Raw genomic sequence first — 14,423 nt, forward strand, 5'->3', positions numbered from 1 at the left:
CCGGCCTCGCGGGTGCGGCCTCCGGTCCGCGGCGTGCCGATACCTCTTTGACGCCGCCGTGGGACCGCCCGGTATGGTAACGCTCGGACTGGTGGTGACCGAGTTCAACGCCTCGGTCACCGATCGGATGGCGGAGGCCGCGAAGGAGGCGGCCGTCGAACGCGACGCGACGATCACGGAGACGCTGCGGGTGCCCGGCGTGTACGACTCGCCGCTGGCGGCCGATCGGCTGGCGCGACGGGACGAGGTCGAGGCGGTCGCCGTCGTGGGCGCGATCGTCACCGGCGACACGGACCACGATCAGGTCATCGCCGACGCGGCGGCGCAGTCGCTCACGGAGGTGAGCCTCGACCGCGACGTCCCGGTCACGCTCGGCGTCTCCGGGCCGGGGCAGAGCGGGGCCGAAGCGCGGGAGCGAGTCGACAAAGGTGCGGAAGCGGTAAACGCCGCGGTCGATATGGTGGAGACGTTAGCATGAGTTTCGATTTCGCAGATCGGGTCGAACGGGTGGAACCGAGCGCGACGCTCGCGATCAGCAACAAGGCGAGCGAACTGGAAGCGGAGGGCGTCGACGTCGTCGACCTCTCGGTCGGCGAACCCGACTTCCCCACGCCCGAGAACATCGTCTCGGCGGGCCAGGAGGCGATGGCTGCCGGGCACACCGGCTACACCCCCTCGAACGGGATTCCGGAACTCCGGGAGGCGATCGCGTCGAAGCTCCGCGACGACGGCATCGACGCCGAGTCCGGCGAAGTGATCGTCACGCCCGGCGGGAAGCAGGCGCTCTTCGAGACGTTCCAGACGCTGATCGACGACGGTGACGAGGTCGTTCTCCTCGACCCCGCGTGGGTCTCCTACGAGGCGATGGCGAAGCTCTCGGGCGGCTCGCTCAACCGCGTCGACCTCGCGCCCTACGACTTCCAGCTGGAGCCCGCACTCGACGACCTCGGCGCGGCCGTCTCCGACGACACCGAACTGCTCGTCGTGAACTCCCCGTCGAACCCGACAGGCGCGGTCTACTCCGACGCGGCGCTGGAAGGCGTCCGCGACCTGGCCGTCGAGCACGACGTCACCGTCATCTCCGACGAGATCTACCAGCAGATCACCTACGGCGTCGAGCCGACGAGCCTCGCCACTCTGGACGGAATGGGAGACCGGACGGTCACGATCAACGGCTTCTCGAAGGCGTACTCGATGACGGGCTGGCGGCTCGGCTACCTTCACGCGCCCGAATCGCTGGTCTCGCAGGCCGGCAAGCTCCACTCGCACTCGGTGTCGTGTGCGGTGAACTTCGTCCAGCACGCCGGGCTCGAAGCCCTGGAGAACACCGACGAGGCGGTCCTGGAGATGCGCGACGCGTTCCGCGAGCGCCGCGATATGCTCTCGGACCTCTTCGCCGAGCACGGCGTCGACGTGCCCGTCGGCGACGGCGCCTTCTATATGATGCTCCCCGTCGACGAGGACGATCAGGCGTGGTGTTCGGGCGCCATCGAGGACGCCCACGTCGCGACCGTCCCCGGGTCGGCGTTCGGCTCGCCCGGCTACGCGCGGATCTCCTACGCCGCGAGCGAAGAGCGGCTCCGCGAGGCGGTCGACCGGCTCGCCGAACACGGCTACCTCTGAGGAGCGGGCTCCGGCGTTCGCTCTCGGTCACTCTGGCGGACAGCCGGCACCCGCTCGACCGAACCCGCGCCGGGCGTGCCGGACACCCGCAGGCCGGCGCGGGACGCTGATTACGTCACGGGGGCTCTGCCCCCGTCATCCGGTATAAACGATCGCCTCGATCGCTGGCGATGAGCGCCGCGGCTTTTTATACGATCGCGACCCACTCGCAGACGTGTACGTTCGGGACCTGCCCGTCTCCGCGGCCGTCCGCGAGCACTACCGCGCGGCGGGGATCGAGGAGCTGTACCCCCCGCAGGCCGCGGCCGTCGACGCCGGGATCGCCGAGGGCGGGAACGTCGTCGCGGCCATCCCGACCGCGTCGGGCAAGACGCTGATCGCGGAACTGGCGATGCTCACCGCCGACGGGCCGGCGCTGTACATCGTCCCGCTCCGCGCGCTCGCACGCGAGAAGTATGAATCCTTCTCCGAACTGCCGGGCGTGAGCGTCGGCATCTCGACGGGCGACTTCGACTCGCCCGCAGAGGAACTCGGCGAGGAGGACGTCGTCGTCGCGACCGCGGAGAAGGTCGACTCGGCGATCCGGAACGGCGCCACCTGGGTCGAGGACCTCGCCTGCGTCGTCGTCGACGAGGTCCACCTGCTCGGGCGGCCGCGACGCGGGCCCACCCTGGAGGTGACGCTCGCGACGCTCCAGCGGCGGGCGCCCGGCGTCCAGGTCGTCGCGCTCTCGGCGACGATCGACAACCCCGAGGATGTCGCCGCGTGGCTCGACGCCGACCTCGTTGAGTCGACGTGGCGGCCGGTCGATCTCCGGACGGGCGTCTACTCGGAAGGAGCGGTCGCGTTCGACGACGACACGGCGCTGTCGGTCGACGTCGGCCCCGTCGGCCCGAACGACGACGGGGACACCGAGGTCACGGCCGCACTCGTCGCGGACGCGCTCGACGGCGGCGGCCAGTGTCTCGCCTTCGTCCGCTCGCGCCGCGAGGCCGAGTCGCTGGCGGCGCGGCTCGCCGAGGACGGCCGCGAGAGCGACGCGACCGCGGATCTCGCGGACGAAATCCGCGACGCGGGCGGCACCGAGACCGGCCGACTGCTGGCCGAGACCGTCGAGTCGGGCGTCGGCTTCCACCACGCCGGCCTCGTGAGCGAGCACCGCGCCCTCGTCGAGTCCGGCTTCCGGGACCGGGAGGTGAAGGTGCTCTGTGCGACGCCGACGCTGGCCGCGGGCGTGAACGTCCCGGCGCGTCGAGTCGTCGTCCGCGACCTCAAGCGCTACACCGGCGAGGAGATGGCGTGGCTCTCCACCCTGGAGGTCCACCAGATGTGTGGGCGGGCGGGCCGCCCACATCTCGATCCCTACGGCGAGGCGGTGCTCGTCGGCGACGAGCACACCGCAGAGGAACTGTGGGATCGCTACGTCGACACCGGGCCCGAGGCCGTCGAGTCCCAATTGGCGGCTCGCGAGGCGCTGCGGACGCACGTCCTCTCGGTCGTCGCCTCCGGCTTCGCCGACTCCGAGGACGCGGTATTGGAACTCCTGGACGCGACGTTCTTCGCCCACCAGTCGCCCAACGTCGACCTCTCGGGCGTCCTCGCCGAGGTCGCCGACGAACTGGCGTCGATGGAGCTACTGGAAGTCGGGGCGGACGGCGGGCTCGCCGCGACCGACCTGGGCGCGACCGTCTCCCGGCAGTACGTCCGCCCGGAGACCGGCGCGCGGCTGATCGAGGGGATCCGGACGATCCGAGCGATGGACGAAGACACCGTGACCGCGCTCACGGCGCTCGCGCTCGTCTGCGGCACGCCGGATATGCGCGGGACATACCTCGGCAACCGCGAGCGGGCCGAGATCTACCGCTACGCGACGAGCCACGCCGCGGAGTTCACCACCGGCCCGGACGAGGCCGAGGACTTCGAGGCGTGGCTCTGTGCGGTCAAGCTCGCACGTATCCTACGCGAGTGGAGCGAGGGCGCCGACATCGAGACGCTGGTCGAGCGCTACCGGATCGGCCCCGGCGACGTCGAGTCCCACGTCGAGCGCGCGGCGTGGCTCCTCGGCGCCGGCGACGCGCTCGCGGACACCCTCGACGCCGACGTCGGGATCTTCCGGACGGCGCGCCGCGACCTCGGCGAGTCGGTCTCGGAAGGCGCGGGCGCCAGGCGCCCGTAGGGACCGGCGGCGGCCTTTATCAGACCACGGCGCGAAGATCCGGCTATGGCTGGAATCACCTACGAGGACTTCATCGACCTGTCGTACGAGCCCGCCGACTCGGACCTCGTCTGCGCCTTCCGGATCGCGCCCGCGGAGGGGATGGACGTCGCCGACGCGGCCTCGCGGGTCGCCTCCGAGTCCTCGAACGGGACGTGGGCCGCGCTCCCGACGGGCGAGGGGTTCACCGATATGGGCGCGACGGCCTTCGCGATCGACGACGGCGAGGTCGCCGCGGGCGAGACGACCGAGATCAGAGTCGCCTACCCCGCGGGCCTGTTCGAGCCCGGCAGTATGCCGCAGATCCTCTCGTGCATCGCGGGCAACATCCTCGGGATGAAGGCGGTCGACTCGATCCGCCTCTTGGACTGCGAGTGGCCTGAGGGCCTCGCGACCTCCTTTATGGGCCCGCAGTTCGGCTCCGACGTCCGGGAGGAGATCTTCGGCGTCTCCGACCGGCCGATCCTCGCGACCGTCCCCAAGCCGAAGGTCGGCCTCTCGACCGAGCGCCACGCCCAGGTGGGATACGAGGCCTGGACCGGCGGCGTCGACCTCCTGAAGGACGACGAGAACCTCACCGACCAGGACTTCAATCCCTTCCACGACCGCCTCGTCGAGAGCCTCGCCCAGCGCGACCGGGCGGAAGACGAGACCGGCGAGCCGAAGTCCTACCTCATCAACGTCACCGCGGGCACGAACGAGATGCTCGAACGCGTCGACCAGGTCGCCGCGGAGGGCTGTGAGTACGTGATGGTCGACGTGATCACCTGCGGCTGGGCCGCGGTCCAGGCCGTCCGCGAGCGCTGCGAGGAACTGGGCCTCGCGATCCACGCCCATCGGGCGATGCACGCCGCCTTCGACCGCCTGCCCCATCACGGCGTCTCGATGCGCGTGCTCGCCCAGATCGCGCGCCTCGTCGGCGTCGACCAGCTCCACACCGGGACCGCCGGCCTCGGCAAACTGGCGAACGAGGACACCGTCGGCATCAACGCGTGGCTCCGCGACGATCTCTACGGCCTCTCCGACGTCCTCCCGGTCGCCTCCGGCGGGCTCCACCCGGGGCTCGTCCCCGATCTTTTGGACGCGACGGGCACGAACGTCTGCGTCCAGGCGGGCGGCGGGATCCACGGCCACCCCGACGGCACCCACGAGGGCGCGAAGGCGCTCCGCGCGGCCGTCGAGGCCTACGCCGAGGGCATCTCCCTCGAATCGAAGGCCGACGAGAGCCCGGCGCTCGCGACGGCGATCGACAAGTGGGGCACCGAGACGCCGCGGTAGGGCGTCGCATCCCCGCCGCGATCAGTCCGCGTTCGAGTCCGAATCGTGACCGTCGCCGTCCCCGTCGGCGACGATCTCGTGGTCGTGGGCGGACGCGGCGGCGACGCCGTCGCTTCCGGTCGCGGGCGTGCTGGTCGCCGCCGAGCCGCTCGTCCGTCGGTACAGCTCCGTCACCGCGGCGAACGCGGCGGCGCCGCTCGTGTTGACGAGCAGATCGACGACCGTGTCCTCCACGTAGAAGGCGAGCGACCAGCGGTACCAGAACGTCTTGAACACGAACTCGTAGACCTCGAAGCCGGCGCCGATCGCGACGACGCCCGAGACGAGCCAGACGGGAGAGCGAAGCGTCTGCTCTCGGAAGGTGAACGCGAGGACGGCCGCGACGCCGAAGCCGCCCATCGCGTGCGTGAGGAGGTCCCACCAGGGCACGGCGGTGTAGACGTTGTACAGCACGCCGCCGAAGTGGAGCACCGAGACCAGCCCCGCCCAGAGGCCGATCGAGACCCAGGCGGCCGTCAGGCGGTCGCCGCGGGGGAGTTCGCGGCGGAGCCGAGAGCCGAGCACCGCCGGCCAGGAGCGCAGCGCGTGCTGGTCAGGATAGCCCGGCGTGGTCAGCGTCACCCACGTCGCGAGGAGGGTCAAACAGAGGGCGCCGACGCCGACGAGCAGCTTCGGCGAGAGGTGCGGGGGAGTCGCCATCGCCACGAGAGTGACCGGTCCGACGGTAAAGGCTTTCTGTGGGCCCGCGGGCGCCGATCGGCGGTCACAGCTCCCAGGGCTGGATCGGGCTCTCGCCGAACAGCTCGCGCATCAGCGTGACGATGCTCTCCGGGGGGAACTGCCCGCGCTCGGTGATGATCGCGTCGACGTACCGCGGCGGCGTCACGTCGAACGCGGGGTTGAGTACCTCGGGATCGCCGATCTCGCTCGCAGTCTCGGGATCGATCACCTCCGACTCGTCGCGCATCTCGATCTCGACCGTGTGTCCGGTGAGCGTCCCCGGGTGGAGCTTGATCGTCTGGGCCGCACAGACGATCGGCGTGCCGCGGTCGCGGGCGTTGACCGCGAGCCCGCTCGTTCCGATCTTGTTGATGACGGAGCCGTCGGCGGCAATGCTGTCGGCCCCGACGAGGACGTGATCGACGTCGTTGAGGTAGCGCCGCGCCGCGGAGTCGACGATGAGCGTCACGTCGACGCCCATCTCGCTCAGGGCCTCGGCGGTGATGTGGCCCTGATTCCGCGGGCGGGTCTCCTTGACGTACGCCGACAGCGACTTGCCCTGCTCGACGGCGCCCTCGACGCAGGCCAGCACGTCCGTCGAGTGGCAGTGAGTCATAATCGTGTCGCCGTCGCGGAGGCGGTTCGCGCCCACGCGGCCGAGGTCGTGCTGGGCGGTGTCCAGCCGCTCGCAGAACTCGTCGGCGCTCTCGCGGACGCTCTCGCGGAGTTCCTCGACAGTCGCGCCGCGGACGTCGCGGAAGACGTACCGGAGCGCGTTCGGCAGACTGACCGCGGTCGGGCGGGTGTCACAGAGGACGCGGGCGGCCGCGCGGAGTTCGTCGAGGAACGCCGACGGCGACTCGGCCTCGCTCGCGTCGGCCTGCGCCGCGAGGGCGCGCGCGGCGGCGTCGGCGATCGTGGCCGCGCCGCGGATCTCCATCGTGTCGATGTCCTCGGCGATGCGGCTGACCTCCTCGGCCACCTCGCGTTCGGGAGCGTCGGTCATACCTGACTCTTCGCGGCGACGGCTGAAAAGCGCGGGTGACGATCCGGGCGGAGCCGACGACGTCGGCGACGCGACCGCGGAGTTACAGGTACTGCTCGATCAGCGAGCGCAGCGTCGACTCGTCGCGGACGCCGACGACCTGCTCGACGGGCTCGCCGTCGCTGAACAGGAGCAGCGTCGGGACGCCGCGCACCTGGTACTGCCCCGCGAGCGGCTGATTCTGGTCGATGTCGACCTTCGCGACGGCGGCGTCGGTATCCGCCGCCAGCGACTCGACCGTCGGTTCGAGCATCTTGCACGGTCCGCACCAGTCCGCGTAGAAGTCGACCAACACAACGTCGTAGGTCGAGACGGTCTCTTGGAGCTCCGCCGAGCCGTTTATGTGGATCGGCTCCGACGGCGCGGCGCCGGAATCCGGCTCACTTGGTTCTTCACCGTCCTCGATCTGGGACGCCAGCTCCTCGCGCTTCTGTCGTCTGATCTCGTCGAGTTCGTCCTCTGCGCTTGGTGATTCGCTCATCGACCGTACATTGGACGCCGCCAAATAAAACAGTTTTGCAAGATTAGAACAATACAATCGTGCGGAGTCGTCTTCCTTCGGGCGACCCCGCGTCGGTCAGTCGGCGTACAGCGAGTAGGTGATGACCGCGAACCCGACGAACGTCAGCGCGGCGTCGATGAGGATCCCCGTCGCGAGGTCGACCCCGAGGATGAAGTCCATCGTCCCGCCGAGGAGCGCCCCGAGCGTGATGATCCCGAACCCGATCGCGAGCGCTCGGAGCGCTCGGGTGCCGGTGTTGCGGTACGCTTTCAGTGAGAAGTACGTGATGAGTCCGCCGAGGACGAGGATCCCCGTCTTCACCACGACGATACCCGTTGCGATGCTCGCGGATGCGGTTGTGTGTGGCATATTACGTTTCCTCCCGAACGGCGGTCCAGATGTCTGCGAGCCGGTCTTCGGGGCTCTGCTCCAGTCGGACGACGTCCACGTCGAGGTGCCTGGACTCCGTCAGCGCGATGCGGACCTCCTCGAACGCGACGGCGTAGGTGGTCGTGTGGTGTCCATCGGAGCGGATTTCGGTCCCCTCCTCGAGGAGTTCGGCCTCGGTCAGCAGGTCCAGCTTCCGGTACGTGGTCGAAAGCGGGATGTCACAGTTCTCCGAGAGCTCGCTCGCGGTGTGCGGCTCGTCGAGTGCCCGGATGATGGCTCTCGCGTCCTCGTCGTCGAGCGCATCGAGGACTGACCGGAGATCGGCCGATTCCTCCGCGGACGGCTCGCGCGCCATTATCGGAAGCGAGGAACACCGGATGTATTAATCCCTCGGGATCGGCGGGCAACACCTTTCTGCCTCTCGCGCGAACGCCGGCGCGTGACAGACCCCAAACCCTTCCGGTACGACGCCGAGGTCCCGCCGGGCAAGACCCGCCACCTCCGCTATGAGATCAGCGAGACGTACCTCGGCGACCCCGTCGAGATCCCCGTGACGATCATCAACGGCGAGCACGGGGGTCCGACGGCCTTCCTCTCGGCGGCGCTCCACGGCGACGAGCTCAACGGGGTGAAGGTGCTCCAGGAGGTCGCCGGCCGCTACGACCCCGCGGAGATCCACGGGACGATCGTCTGCGTCCACGTCGCCAACGTCCCCGGCTACCTCGCCCAGCAGCGCTACATCCCGATCTACGACCAGGACCTCAACCGCTCGTTCCCCGGCAAGGCCGGCTCGAACACGGCCGAGCGGATGGCCAACCAGATCTACGAGCGGTTCGTCAAGCCCTGCGACTTCGGCCTCGACTTCCACACCTCGACGCGGAACCGGACCACGATGTACCACGTCCGCGCCGACACGTCGAAGCCCGACGTCGACCGCCTCGCGCGGGCCTTTGCCTCGAACCTCATCCTCTCGGGGGAGGCCGACTCGGGATCGCTCCGCACGGTCGCCACCAACGACGGGATCCCGACGATCACCGTCGAGATGGGGCGCGCACACCGCTTCCAGCCGGCGCTGATCGACCGCGCGCTCGACGGCGTCGAGAGCGTCTTCGCCGAGTACGGACTGCTGCCGGACGCCGAGGTCAGGTGGCCCGGCTGGACCCGCGTCGTCGACAGCGGCGCCGACAAGACATGGCTCCGCGCCGACACCGGCGGCCTGGTCGAGATGCAGTACGGCCCGGTCCCGCTCGTCTACGAGGGCGACACGATCTGCACCATCTCGGATCACTTCAAGGAGCGCGAAAAGCGCGTCGCGGCGCCGTTCACGGGGCTCATCATCGGCTCGCTCCAGAACCCGGTGGCCGCGCCCGGACACCCGCTCTGTCACCTGGTGAGCGTCGACGACGCGACGCTCCGGGAGATCGAGCGGGAGGTCGAGGCCGGGGAGTTCTCCGAGCAGGCGTGGGCGTAGCGGGCGCTCCCGCTCGGGCCCGCATCCGACCCGTCGCTCAGTTCGCCTCGGCCTGCTCGTGGGTGTGGTGGTAAAAGCGCACGCGGGCCGCGCCGTCGACGAGCACCGGATCGAAGCAGACCCGCTGGTACCGGTCGTTGTCGAGGAGGTTCACCATAATCCCCCGGTCGTGCTCGGAGACGGAGTCGTAGTCGGCCTCGCAGACCGGACACTGATCGGGGGCGTCGTCGGGGACGCGCACGGCCTCACGCCCCGTCGATTCCGACCGCATCGACGACCCGCGAGACCGTCTCGTAGCTGTCGTCCCCGTAGGTGATGAAACGGACGTCCGCGAGGGAGTCGGGCTCGAAGGCCCGGATCTCCTCGACGATGAGCCGCGCGCCCTCCTTTAAGGGAAAGCCGGCGACGCCGCACCCGAGCGCGGGGAGCACGACCGATTCGCAGCCGAGGTCGTCGGCGCGTTCGAGGGCGTTCCGCGTCGCGTCGCGGATGCTCTCGGCCGTGGCCTGTCCGTCGCCGTAGTGCGGCATCGCCGCCGCGTGGACGACGTACTCGGCGTCGAGGTCGTAGGCGTCGGTGACGGCGACGGCGCCGAGCTTGATCGGTCCCTTCGCGACGGCGGCCTGATTCAGCGCCTCGCCGCCGGCGCTGCGGAGCGCGCCCGCGACGCCCGAGCCCATCTGGAGGCTCGTCCCGGCGGCGTTGACGAGGGCGTCCGCCGACTGCTGTGCGATGTCGCCCTGGACGACGGTGAACTCCATACCCCTCATTGTGAGTCCATCACAAAAACGTCAGCGCCGTAACGGGAACGGCCGGCGGACCGAACCGCTCTTGTCGGGGTCGGGCCCTTGCGGACGTATGCGCGAGGCATCACCCGACCCCGCGGTGCTTGAGGCGGTCGCGGCGCGCGCGGTCCGCGCCGGCGGCGACTATCTCAGGCGGGCCTTCCGCGATCAGGAGATCGAAGCCGAGTACGGCACCCACGACGTGAAGTCCGCGGCCGACGAGGCGGCCGAGGCCCGGATCGTCGACGTGATCGAAGACGCCTACCCCGACCACGCGATCCACGGCGAGGAGTCCGGCCACAACGGCGAGGGCCGCTACGAGTGGGTCGTCGACCCGCTCGACGGCACCAACAACTTCGCCGCGGGACTTCCCTCGTTCGCGTCGGCGGTCTGTGTCCTCCGCGACGGCCGCCCCCTCGTCTCGGCCGTCTACGAGCCCCTCCCGGACACGACCTACCTCGCGCGGCGCGACGGCGGCGTGACCGTCGACGGCGAACCGACGCGCGCCGAGAGCGACCGCTCGCTCCCCCAGGGCACCGTCTCGTTCGTCGTCGGCCTCCCGGCCGTCCGCGACGAGACGCACCGCGCGACCGCCGAGCGCGTCGAGCGCGCGGTCAGCGCCGAGTGCAAGCGCGTCATCAACACCTGGTCGCCCTGCGTCGACTGGGGGCTCCTCGCCACCGGCCACATCGAGGGCCTCGTCGCCTACCGGCCCGACGTCTACGAGCACTACGCCGGCACGCTGCTCGCCCGCGAGGCCGACGTCGAACGCCGGGTCGTCGACCTCGACGGCGATGGCGACGACGGCGCCGCAGAGCCCGATCCGGCCGACGAAATCGGCGTCGACGGGCTCTACGTCGCCGCGCCCGACCGCGAGAAACTGGACGACCTCCTCGCGGCCGCGACGGGCGTGATCGACGGCGTCGACCGCTCGGGGTAGGGCGTCGCGGTCGCGCCGACCGTGCGGGCGACTCTCAAGGAAGCCGAAAGTGCGTGTGGGCCCTCGCTCCGGTATGGACCTGCTCCAGATGCGGTGGCGCGACGCGCTGTTCGCCCACTGGCCGGTGGACCCCGCGGTCGTCTCCGCGCGGCTCCCCGAGGGGCTCCGCGTGGCGACCTACGACGGCGACGCGTGGCTCGGCGTCGTCGGCTTCGTGATGGCGGACATCCGCCCCTGCGGGGCGCCGCTGGGGCTGTCGTTCCCGGAGCTGAACCTCCGGACGTACGTCACGCGCCCCGGGAGCGACGACCACGGCGTCTACTTCTTCAGCCTCGACGCCGACGACCGCCTCGGCGTGTCGGTCGCGCGGCGGTTCTTCGAGCTCCCGTACTACCGCGCCGAGCTCCGCGTCGACCGAACAGAAGGCGACGACGGCCCGGAACTGACGCTGCGGCACAGGCGGACCCATCCGGACGTCCCGCCCGCGCGGTTCGTCGGGACCTATCGCCCGGTCGGCCCCGAGTCCGTCCCCGAGGCGGGGTCGCTGGAGGCGTTCCTGACCGAGAACTACCGCTTCTACACGGCCGGCGGCGGCCGGCTCTACTACGGCGACATCGACCACCCGCCCTGGCCGCTCGCGCCGGCCGAGGCCGAGATCGAATCGAACACGCTGTTCGCCGCGAACGGCTTCGAGGCGCCCGAGGGCGAGCCGCTCGTCCACTACTCGCCCGGCACCGAGGTCACGGCGGGTCCGCTCCGCCGGATCTGAGGGGGAGTCGAATCGGCCGACCGCGACGGCGCGCCGCGAGGAACCGAACCGCCGGGTTTCAAGCGCCGCCGGTCCCTGCCGTTCGCTATGGTACTCGACACTGTGATGCAGACGCTGCACGTCCTCGTCGGAGCGCTGTGGGTCGGAAGCGTCGTCTTCGTCGCCGGGGCGGTCCTCCCGTCGGCGGTCGAGGGCGCGCTCGACGCCGCGCCGCTGGAATCGATCGCCGATCGGCTCGTCTACCTCTCCCGCGGCGCCTCCGTGGTGATGCTGCTTACCGGCGGCCACCTCGCCGGGACGGGGTACACGGTCGCGAGCCTCACCGGGACCTGGCGGGGCCACCTCGTCCTGGCGATGCTCGCCCTGTGGCTCGTCCTGACCGCGCTCGTCGAGATCGGTCGGAGCCGACTCGTCGACGGCCTCCGCGAGAAGCGGGTCCGAACGCCCGCCGAGGAGACGGCGACGATCTTCCGAGCGGCCGCGGTCGTCGGCGTGTTGCTCCTCGTCGACGCCGGCCTGCTTGCCTCCGGGTTCGTCCTCTACTGAGTCAGATGAACCGCCTCCATCCCCGCATTCGACTGCTCTGGATCGCGCGCGCCCTGATCACGGCGGCGGTGCTCTCCGGCGTCGCGCTCGCCGCTCGCCTGACCGTCGCCCCGCCGTGGGTTCCGGCCTGGACTCCGGCGGCCGTCTTCGTCGTTTTGGCTACCCTGGGTGTCGCAAGCGCGGTCCTCCGGTACCGCGTGTGGCGCTACGAGGTCCGCGAGGACTCGCTGTACTTGGAGCGGGGCGTCCTCACTCGCGTCCGGACGGTCGTCCCGTTCGTGCGGGTCCAGCACGTCGACACCTCCCGGTCGCCGACCGAGCGGGCCGTCGGCCTCGCGAGCACCGTCGTCTACACGGCGGGCTCCCGCGGCGCCGACGTGTCGGTGCCGGGGCTCGCGCTCGACGACGCCGACGACCTCCGCGAGCGGCTGAAGCGCCTGGCGATCCGCTCGGAGGGCGAAGACGCGGTCTGAGATGGCACGGAGCCTCTCGCCGCTGTCGGTGCCGTACCGGGTGTTCCAGCGCGGGAGCGGCGTCGTCGTCGCCCTCGCGTTCGCGCTCGTCGGCGGCTTCGACCTCCCGGGGATCGGCCCCGCGGGCCCGCTCGTCGTGGCCGCGCTCGGACTCCTCGCGGCCGGCGTCCTCGTCGGGTACGAGATCGCCTACGTCCGGCGGTTCAGCTACGCGCTCTCCGCGGACTCCCTCGACATCGAATCCGGCGTGCTCTCCCGACGGAGCCGGGAGATCCCGCTCCGGCGGATCCAGAACGTCGACATCTCGCGGAACGTGCTCCAGCGCGTCCTCGGCATCGCGGTCGCGTCCTTCGAGACCGCCGGTGGCGGCGAGACGGAGGCCGAACTCCGGTTCGTCTCCTTCGAGGAGGCGAAACGGCTCCAGCGCGAACTCGGCCGGCTGAAGCGCGGCGAGCCCGAGCCGGGCGAGGAGGGCGAAAGCCCACAGAGCGGCCCGGAGACGACGGAGCTGTTCGCACTCGACCGGAGCGAGCTGGCCATCTTGGGCGCCTTGTCGGTCGATCTCCGCGTTCCCGGGCTCCTCTTCGTCGCCGTCTCGACCCTCGGATCCAGCGTCGTCGCGGGCTATCTCTCCGCGCTCCAGGGGATCGCCTTCGCCGCCGTCACCGGCGTCGCGCTCGTCGGGCTGGCGCTCGCCTCGTGGGTCGTGGGCGCGGCCGCCTCCGTCGTCGAGTACTACGACTTCCGGCTCGTTCGCTCCGGCGACGAACTCCAGTACGAGCGCGGGCTGCTCCAGCGCTACGACGGGTCGATCCCGTTCGACAAGATCCAGACGCTGACGATCAGGGACAACCCCCTGAAGCGGCGGTTCGGCTACGCGACGCTGTACATCGAGACTGCCGGGTACGCGGCCGGCGGCTCGGACGGGCGCTCGCGGGGGTCGGAGGCGGCGATCCCGATCGCCGAGCGCGACCGCATCCTGGATCTCGTGGAGGCCCTAGAGCCCGTCGGCGACGTGGACTTTGAGCGCCCGCCGACCAGGGCGCGGCGGCGCTACCTCGTTCGGTACCTCCTCGTCGTCGGCGTCCTCGCGGCCGCGCTGTACGGGGCGCAGATGCTGCTGTCGCTTCCCGTTCCCTGGTGGCCGCCGCTCCTCCTGGCGCCGGTCGCGGTGTGGTTCGCGCACGCGACCTGGCGGCACCGGGGCCACTGGCTGGGCGACACCCACGTCGTCACGCGGAACGGCGTCCTCCGGCGGGAGACGAAGATCGTGCCCTACTACCGGATCCAGACGGTCATCGACTCGCGGAACGTCTTCCAGCGCCGCCTCGACCTGGCGACGGTGACGATCGACACCGCGGGCTCGCTGTCTTTGACCGGACAGGACGCCGCCGCGGTCGACGTCGCGGGCGCGCGGGCCGACGATCTCCGAGCGGAACTGGAAGCCCGACTCGGCCGCGCCGTCGACGCCTACCGGGCCGGCCGGGCGGGGATCGGCTTCGAAGACGAGGACCCCGCGGAATCGACAGCGGAAGACGGGAAGGCTGAGGAGAAGGACGACAGACCGACTGACGACAGCGAAGACGTCAGTTCGCCGAACGGTCCCGACAACTCGGTGGCGAGTCGCGATCAGAACGGAAACGGCGGGCCCGACGTCGAATAGTGT

17 protein-coding genes are annotated in these 14,423 nt (G+C 70.6%); 10 read left to right on the forward strand and 7 right to left on the reverse strand.

Going from position 1 to position 14,423, the window contains the following annotated elements; translation table 11 throughout:
* Nucleotides 1-73 precede the first annotated feature (73 nt).
* The 4 genes from ribH to rbcL all read left to right on the forward strand — a co-directional run bounded on the left by ribH (nucleotide 74) and on the right by rbcL (nucleotide 5,116).
* Complete coding sequence (gene ribH, locus OS889_RS08895) at nucleotides 74-478, forward strand: 6,7-dimethyl-8-ribityllumazine synthase (protein ID WP_372389162.1); 405 nt, start codon at nucleotides 74-76, stop codon at nucleotides 476-478.
* Nucleotides 475-1,623 carry a pyridoxal phosphate-dependent aminotransferase gene (locus tag OS889_RS08900; protein ID WP_372389164.1) on the forward strand — a complete coding sequence of 383 codons (1,149 nt, stop codon included), beginning with the start codon at nucleotides 475-477 and terminating at the stop codon, nucleotides 1,621-1,623. Before ribH ends, OS889_RS08900 begins: the two co-directional genes overlap by 4 nt.
* 214 nt (nucleotides 1,624-1,837) lie before the next feature.
* Nucleotides 1,838-3,799 (forward strand): DEAD/DEAH box helicase, encoded by a 1,962-nt coding sequence (locus OS889_RS08905; protein ID WP_372389165.1) that lies wholly within the window; start codon nucleotides 1,838-1,840, stop codon nucleotides 3,797-3,799.
* A 45-nt stretch (nucleotides 3,800-3,844) separates the two neighbouring features.
* Nucleotides 3,845-5,116: a type III ribulose-bisphosphate carboxylase gene (gene rbcL, locus OS889_RS08910; RefSeq protein ID WP_372389167.1), complete on the forward strand. Its 1,272-nt coding sequence runs from the start codon at nucleotides 3,845-3,847 to the stop codon at nucleotides 5,114-5,116.
* A gap of 21 nt (nucleotides 5,117-5,137) precedes the next feature.
* Here rbcL and OS889_RS08915 read toward each other — a convergent pair whose 3' ends face one another.
* The 5 genes from OS889_RS08915 to OS889_RS08935 all read right to left on the reverse strand — a co-directional run bounded on the left by OS889_RS08915 (nucleotide 5,138) and on the right by OS889_RS08935 (nucleotide 8,128).
* Nucleotides 5,138-5,815, reverse strand: coding sequence for a DUF2238 domain-containing protein (locus OS889_RS08915; RefSeq protein WP_372389169.1), 678 nt, complete (start codon nucleotides 5,813-5,815; stop codon nucleotides 5,138-5,140).
* Nucleotides 5,816-5,879: 64 nt separating this feature from the next.
* Complete coding sequence (locus tag OS889_RS08920; RefSeq protein WP_372389172.1) at nucleotides 5,880-6,842, reverse strand: ribose 1,5-bisphosphate isomerase; 963 nt, start codon at nucleotides 6,840-6,842, stop codon at nucleotides 5,880-5,882.
* 82 nt (nucleotides 6,843-6,924) lie between these two features.
* Nucleotides 6,925-7,362, reverse strand: a complete 438-nt coding sequence (trxA, locus tag OS889_RS08925; protein WP_372389174.1) for a thioredoxin — start codon at nucleotides 7,360-7,362, stop codon at nucleotides 6,925-6,927.
* Nucleotides 7,363-7,458: 96 nt separating this feature from the next.
* Complete coding sequence (locus OS889_RS08930; RefSeq protein ID WP_372389177.1) at nucleotides 7,459-7,752, reverse strand: DUF7521 family protein; 294 nt, start codon at nucleotides 7,750-7,752, stop codon at nucleotides 7,459-7,461.
* A gap of 1 nt (nucleotide 7,753) precedes the next feature.
* Entirely contained in the window at nucleotides 7,754-8,128 is a 375-nt protein-coding gene (locus OS889_RS08935) for a helix-turn-helix domain-containing protein (RefSeq protein WP_372389179.1), read from the reverse strand.
* Between the two features lie 84 nt (nucleotides 8,129-8,212).
* Here OS889_RS08935 and OS889_RS08940 point away from each other — a divergent pair, with 84 nt between their 5' ends.
* Nucleotides 8,213-9,244 (forward strand): succinylglutamate desuccinylase/aspartoacylase family protein, encoded by a 1,032-nt coding sequence (locus OS889_RS08940; protein WP_372389181.1) that lies wholly within the window; start codon nucleotides 8,213-8,215, stop codon nucleotides 9,242-9,244.
* Between the two features lie 37 nt (nucleotides 9,245-9,281).
* On the opposite strand, the gene OS889_RS08945 is transcribed toward OS889_RS08940, so the two are convergent.
* Nucleotides 9,282-9,515 (reverse strand): DUF8145 family protein, encoded by a 234-nt coding sequence (locus OS889_RS08945; protein ID WP_372389183.1) that lies wholly within the window; start codon nucleotides 9,513-9,515, stop codon nucleotides 9,282-9,284.
* Nucleotides 9,490-10,005 carry a macro domain-containing protein gene (locus OS889_RS08950; RefSeq protein WP_372389185.1) on the reverse strand — a complete coding sequence of 172 codons (516 nt, stop codon included), beginning with the start codon at nucleotides 10,003-10,005 and terminating at the stop codon, nucleotides 9,490-9,492. The genes OS889_RS08945 and OS889_RS08950 overlap by 26 nt, the downstream gene beginning before the upstream one ends.
* 97 nt (nucleotides 10,006-10,102) lie before the next feature.
* Here OS889_RS08950 and OS889_RS08955 point away from each other — a divergent pair, with 97 nt between their 5' ends.
* The 5 genes from OS889_RS08955 (at nucleotide 10,103) to OS889_RS08975 (ending at nucleotide 14,420) form a co-directional block, all read left to right on the forward strand.
* Nucleotides 10,103-10,969 (forward strand): inositol monophosphatase family protein, encoded by an 867-nt coding sequence (locus tag OS889_RS08955; protein WP_372389187.1) that lies wholly within the window; start codon nucleotides 10,103-10,105, stop codon nucleotides 10,967-10,969.
* A gap of 73 nt (nucleotides 10,970-11,042) precedes the next feature.
* The gene (locus OS889_RS08960; protein ID WP_372389189.1) at nucleotides 11,043-11,738 is read left to right on the forward strand and encodes a YqjF family protein; all 696 of its coding nucleotides are present in this window, start codon (nucleotides 11,043-11,045) and stop codon (nucleotides 11,736-11,738) included.
* 87 nt (nucleotides 11,739-11,825) lie between these two features.
* Nucleotides 11,826-12,284, forward strand: a complete 459-nt coding sequence (locus OS889_RS08965; protein ID WP_372389191.1) for a CopD family protein — start codon at nucleotides 11,826-11,828, stop codon at nucleotides 12,282-12,284.
* Nucleotides 12,285-12,289: 5 nt separating this feature from the next.
* Entirely contained in the window at nucleotides 12,290-12,757 is a 468-nt protein-coding gene (locus OS889_RS08970) for a PH domain-containing protein (protein ID WP_372389194.1), read from the forward strand.
* Nucleotide 12,758: 1 nt separating this feature from the next.
* A complete protein-coding gene (locus tag OS889_RS08975) occupies nucleotides 12,759-14,420 on the forward strand; it encodes a PH domain-containing protein (protein WP_372389196.1) in 1,662 nt (553 codons plus the stop codon).
* Nucleotides 14,421-14,423: the final 3 nt, after the last annotated feature.

Origin of the sequence: Halobellus sp. MBLA0158, from assembly GCF_041477585.1 — an archaeon.
Classification (GTDB): domain Archaea; phylum Halobacteriota; class Halobacteria; order Halobacteriales; family Haloferacaceae; genus Haloquadratum; species Haloquadratum rubicundus.

What these genes read in the sequence shown, in the direction of transcription:
- OS889_RS08960 (WP_372389189.1), top strand. Translation starts at nt 11,043, where the DNA reads ATGGACCTGCTCCAGATGCGGTGGCGCGACGCGCTGTTCGCCCACTGG.
- OS889_RS08900 (WP_372389164.1), top strand. Translation starts at nt 475, where the DNA reads ATGAGTTTCGATTTCGCAGATCGGGTCGAACGGGTGGAACCGAGCGCG.
- OS889_RS08950 (WP_372389185.1), bottom strand. Translation starts at nt 10,005, where the DNA reads ATGGAGTTCACCGTCGTCCAGGGCGACATCGCACAGCAGTCGGCGGAC.
- OS889_RS08965 (WP_372389191.1), top strand. Translation starts at nt 11,826, where the DNA reads ATGGTACTCGACACTGTGATGCAGACGCTGCACGTCCTCGTCGGAGCG.
- OS889_RS08920 (WP_372389172.1), bottom strand. Translation starts at nt 6,842, where the DNA reads ATGACCGACGCTCCCGAACGCGAGGTGGCCGAGGAGGTCAGCCGCATC.
- OS889_RS08935 (WP_372389179.1), bottom strand. Translation starts at nt 8,128, where the DNA reads ATGGCGCGCGAGCCGTCCGCGGAGGAATCGGCCGATCTCCGGTCAGTC.
- OS889_RS08975 (WP_372389196.1), top strand. Translation starts at nt 12,759, where the DNA reads ATGGCACGGAGCCTCTCGCCGCTGTCGGTGCCGTACCGGGTGTTCCAG.
- OS889_RS08930 (WP_372389177.1), bottom strand. Translation starts at nt 7,752, where the DNA reads ATGCCACACACAACCGCATCCGCGAGCATCGCAACGGGTATCGTCGTG.
- ribH (WP_372389162.1), top strand. Translation starts at nt 74, where the DNA reads ATGGTAACGCTCGGACTGGTGGTGACCGAGTTCAACGCCTCGGTCACC.
- OS889_RS08955 (WP_372389187.1), top strand. Translation starts at nt 10,103, where the DNA reads ATGCGCGAGGCATCACCCGACCCCGCGGTGCTTGAGGCGGTCGCGGCG.
- rbcL (WP_372389167.1), top strand. Translation starts at nt 3,845, where the DNA reads ATGGCTGGAATCACCTACGAGGACTTCATCGACCTGTCGTACGAGCCC.
- OS889_RS08970 (WP_372389194.1), top strand. Translation starts at nt 12,290, where the DNA reads ATGAACCGCCTCCATCCCCGCATTCGACTGCTCTGGATCGCGCGCGCC.
- OS889_RS08915 (WP_372389169.1), bottom strand. Translation starts at nt 5,815, where the DNA reads ATGGCGACTCCCCCGCACCTCTCGCCGAAGCTGCTCGTCGGCGTCGGC.
- OS889_RS08945 (WP_372389183.1), bottom strand. Translation starts at nt 9,515, where the DNA reads ATGCGGTCGGAATCGACGGGGCGTGAGGCCGTGCGCGTCCCCGACGAC.
- trxA (WP_372389174.1), bottom strand. Translation starts at nt 7,362, where the DNA reads ATGAGCGAATCACCAAGCGCAGAGGACGAACTCGACGAGATCAGACGA.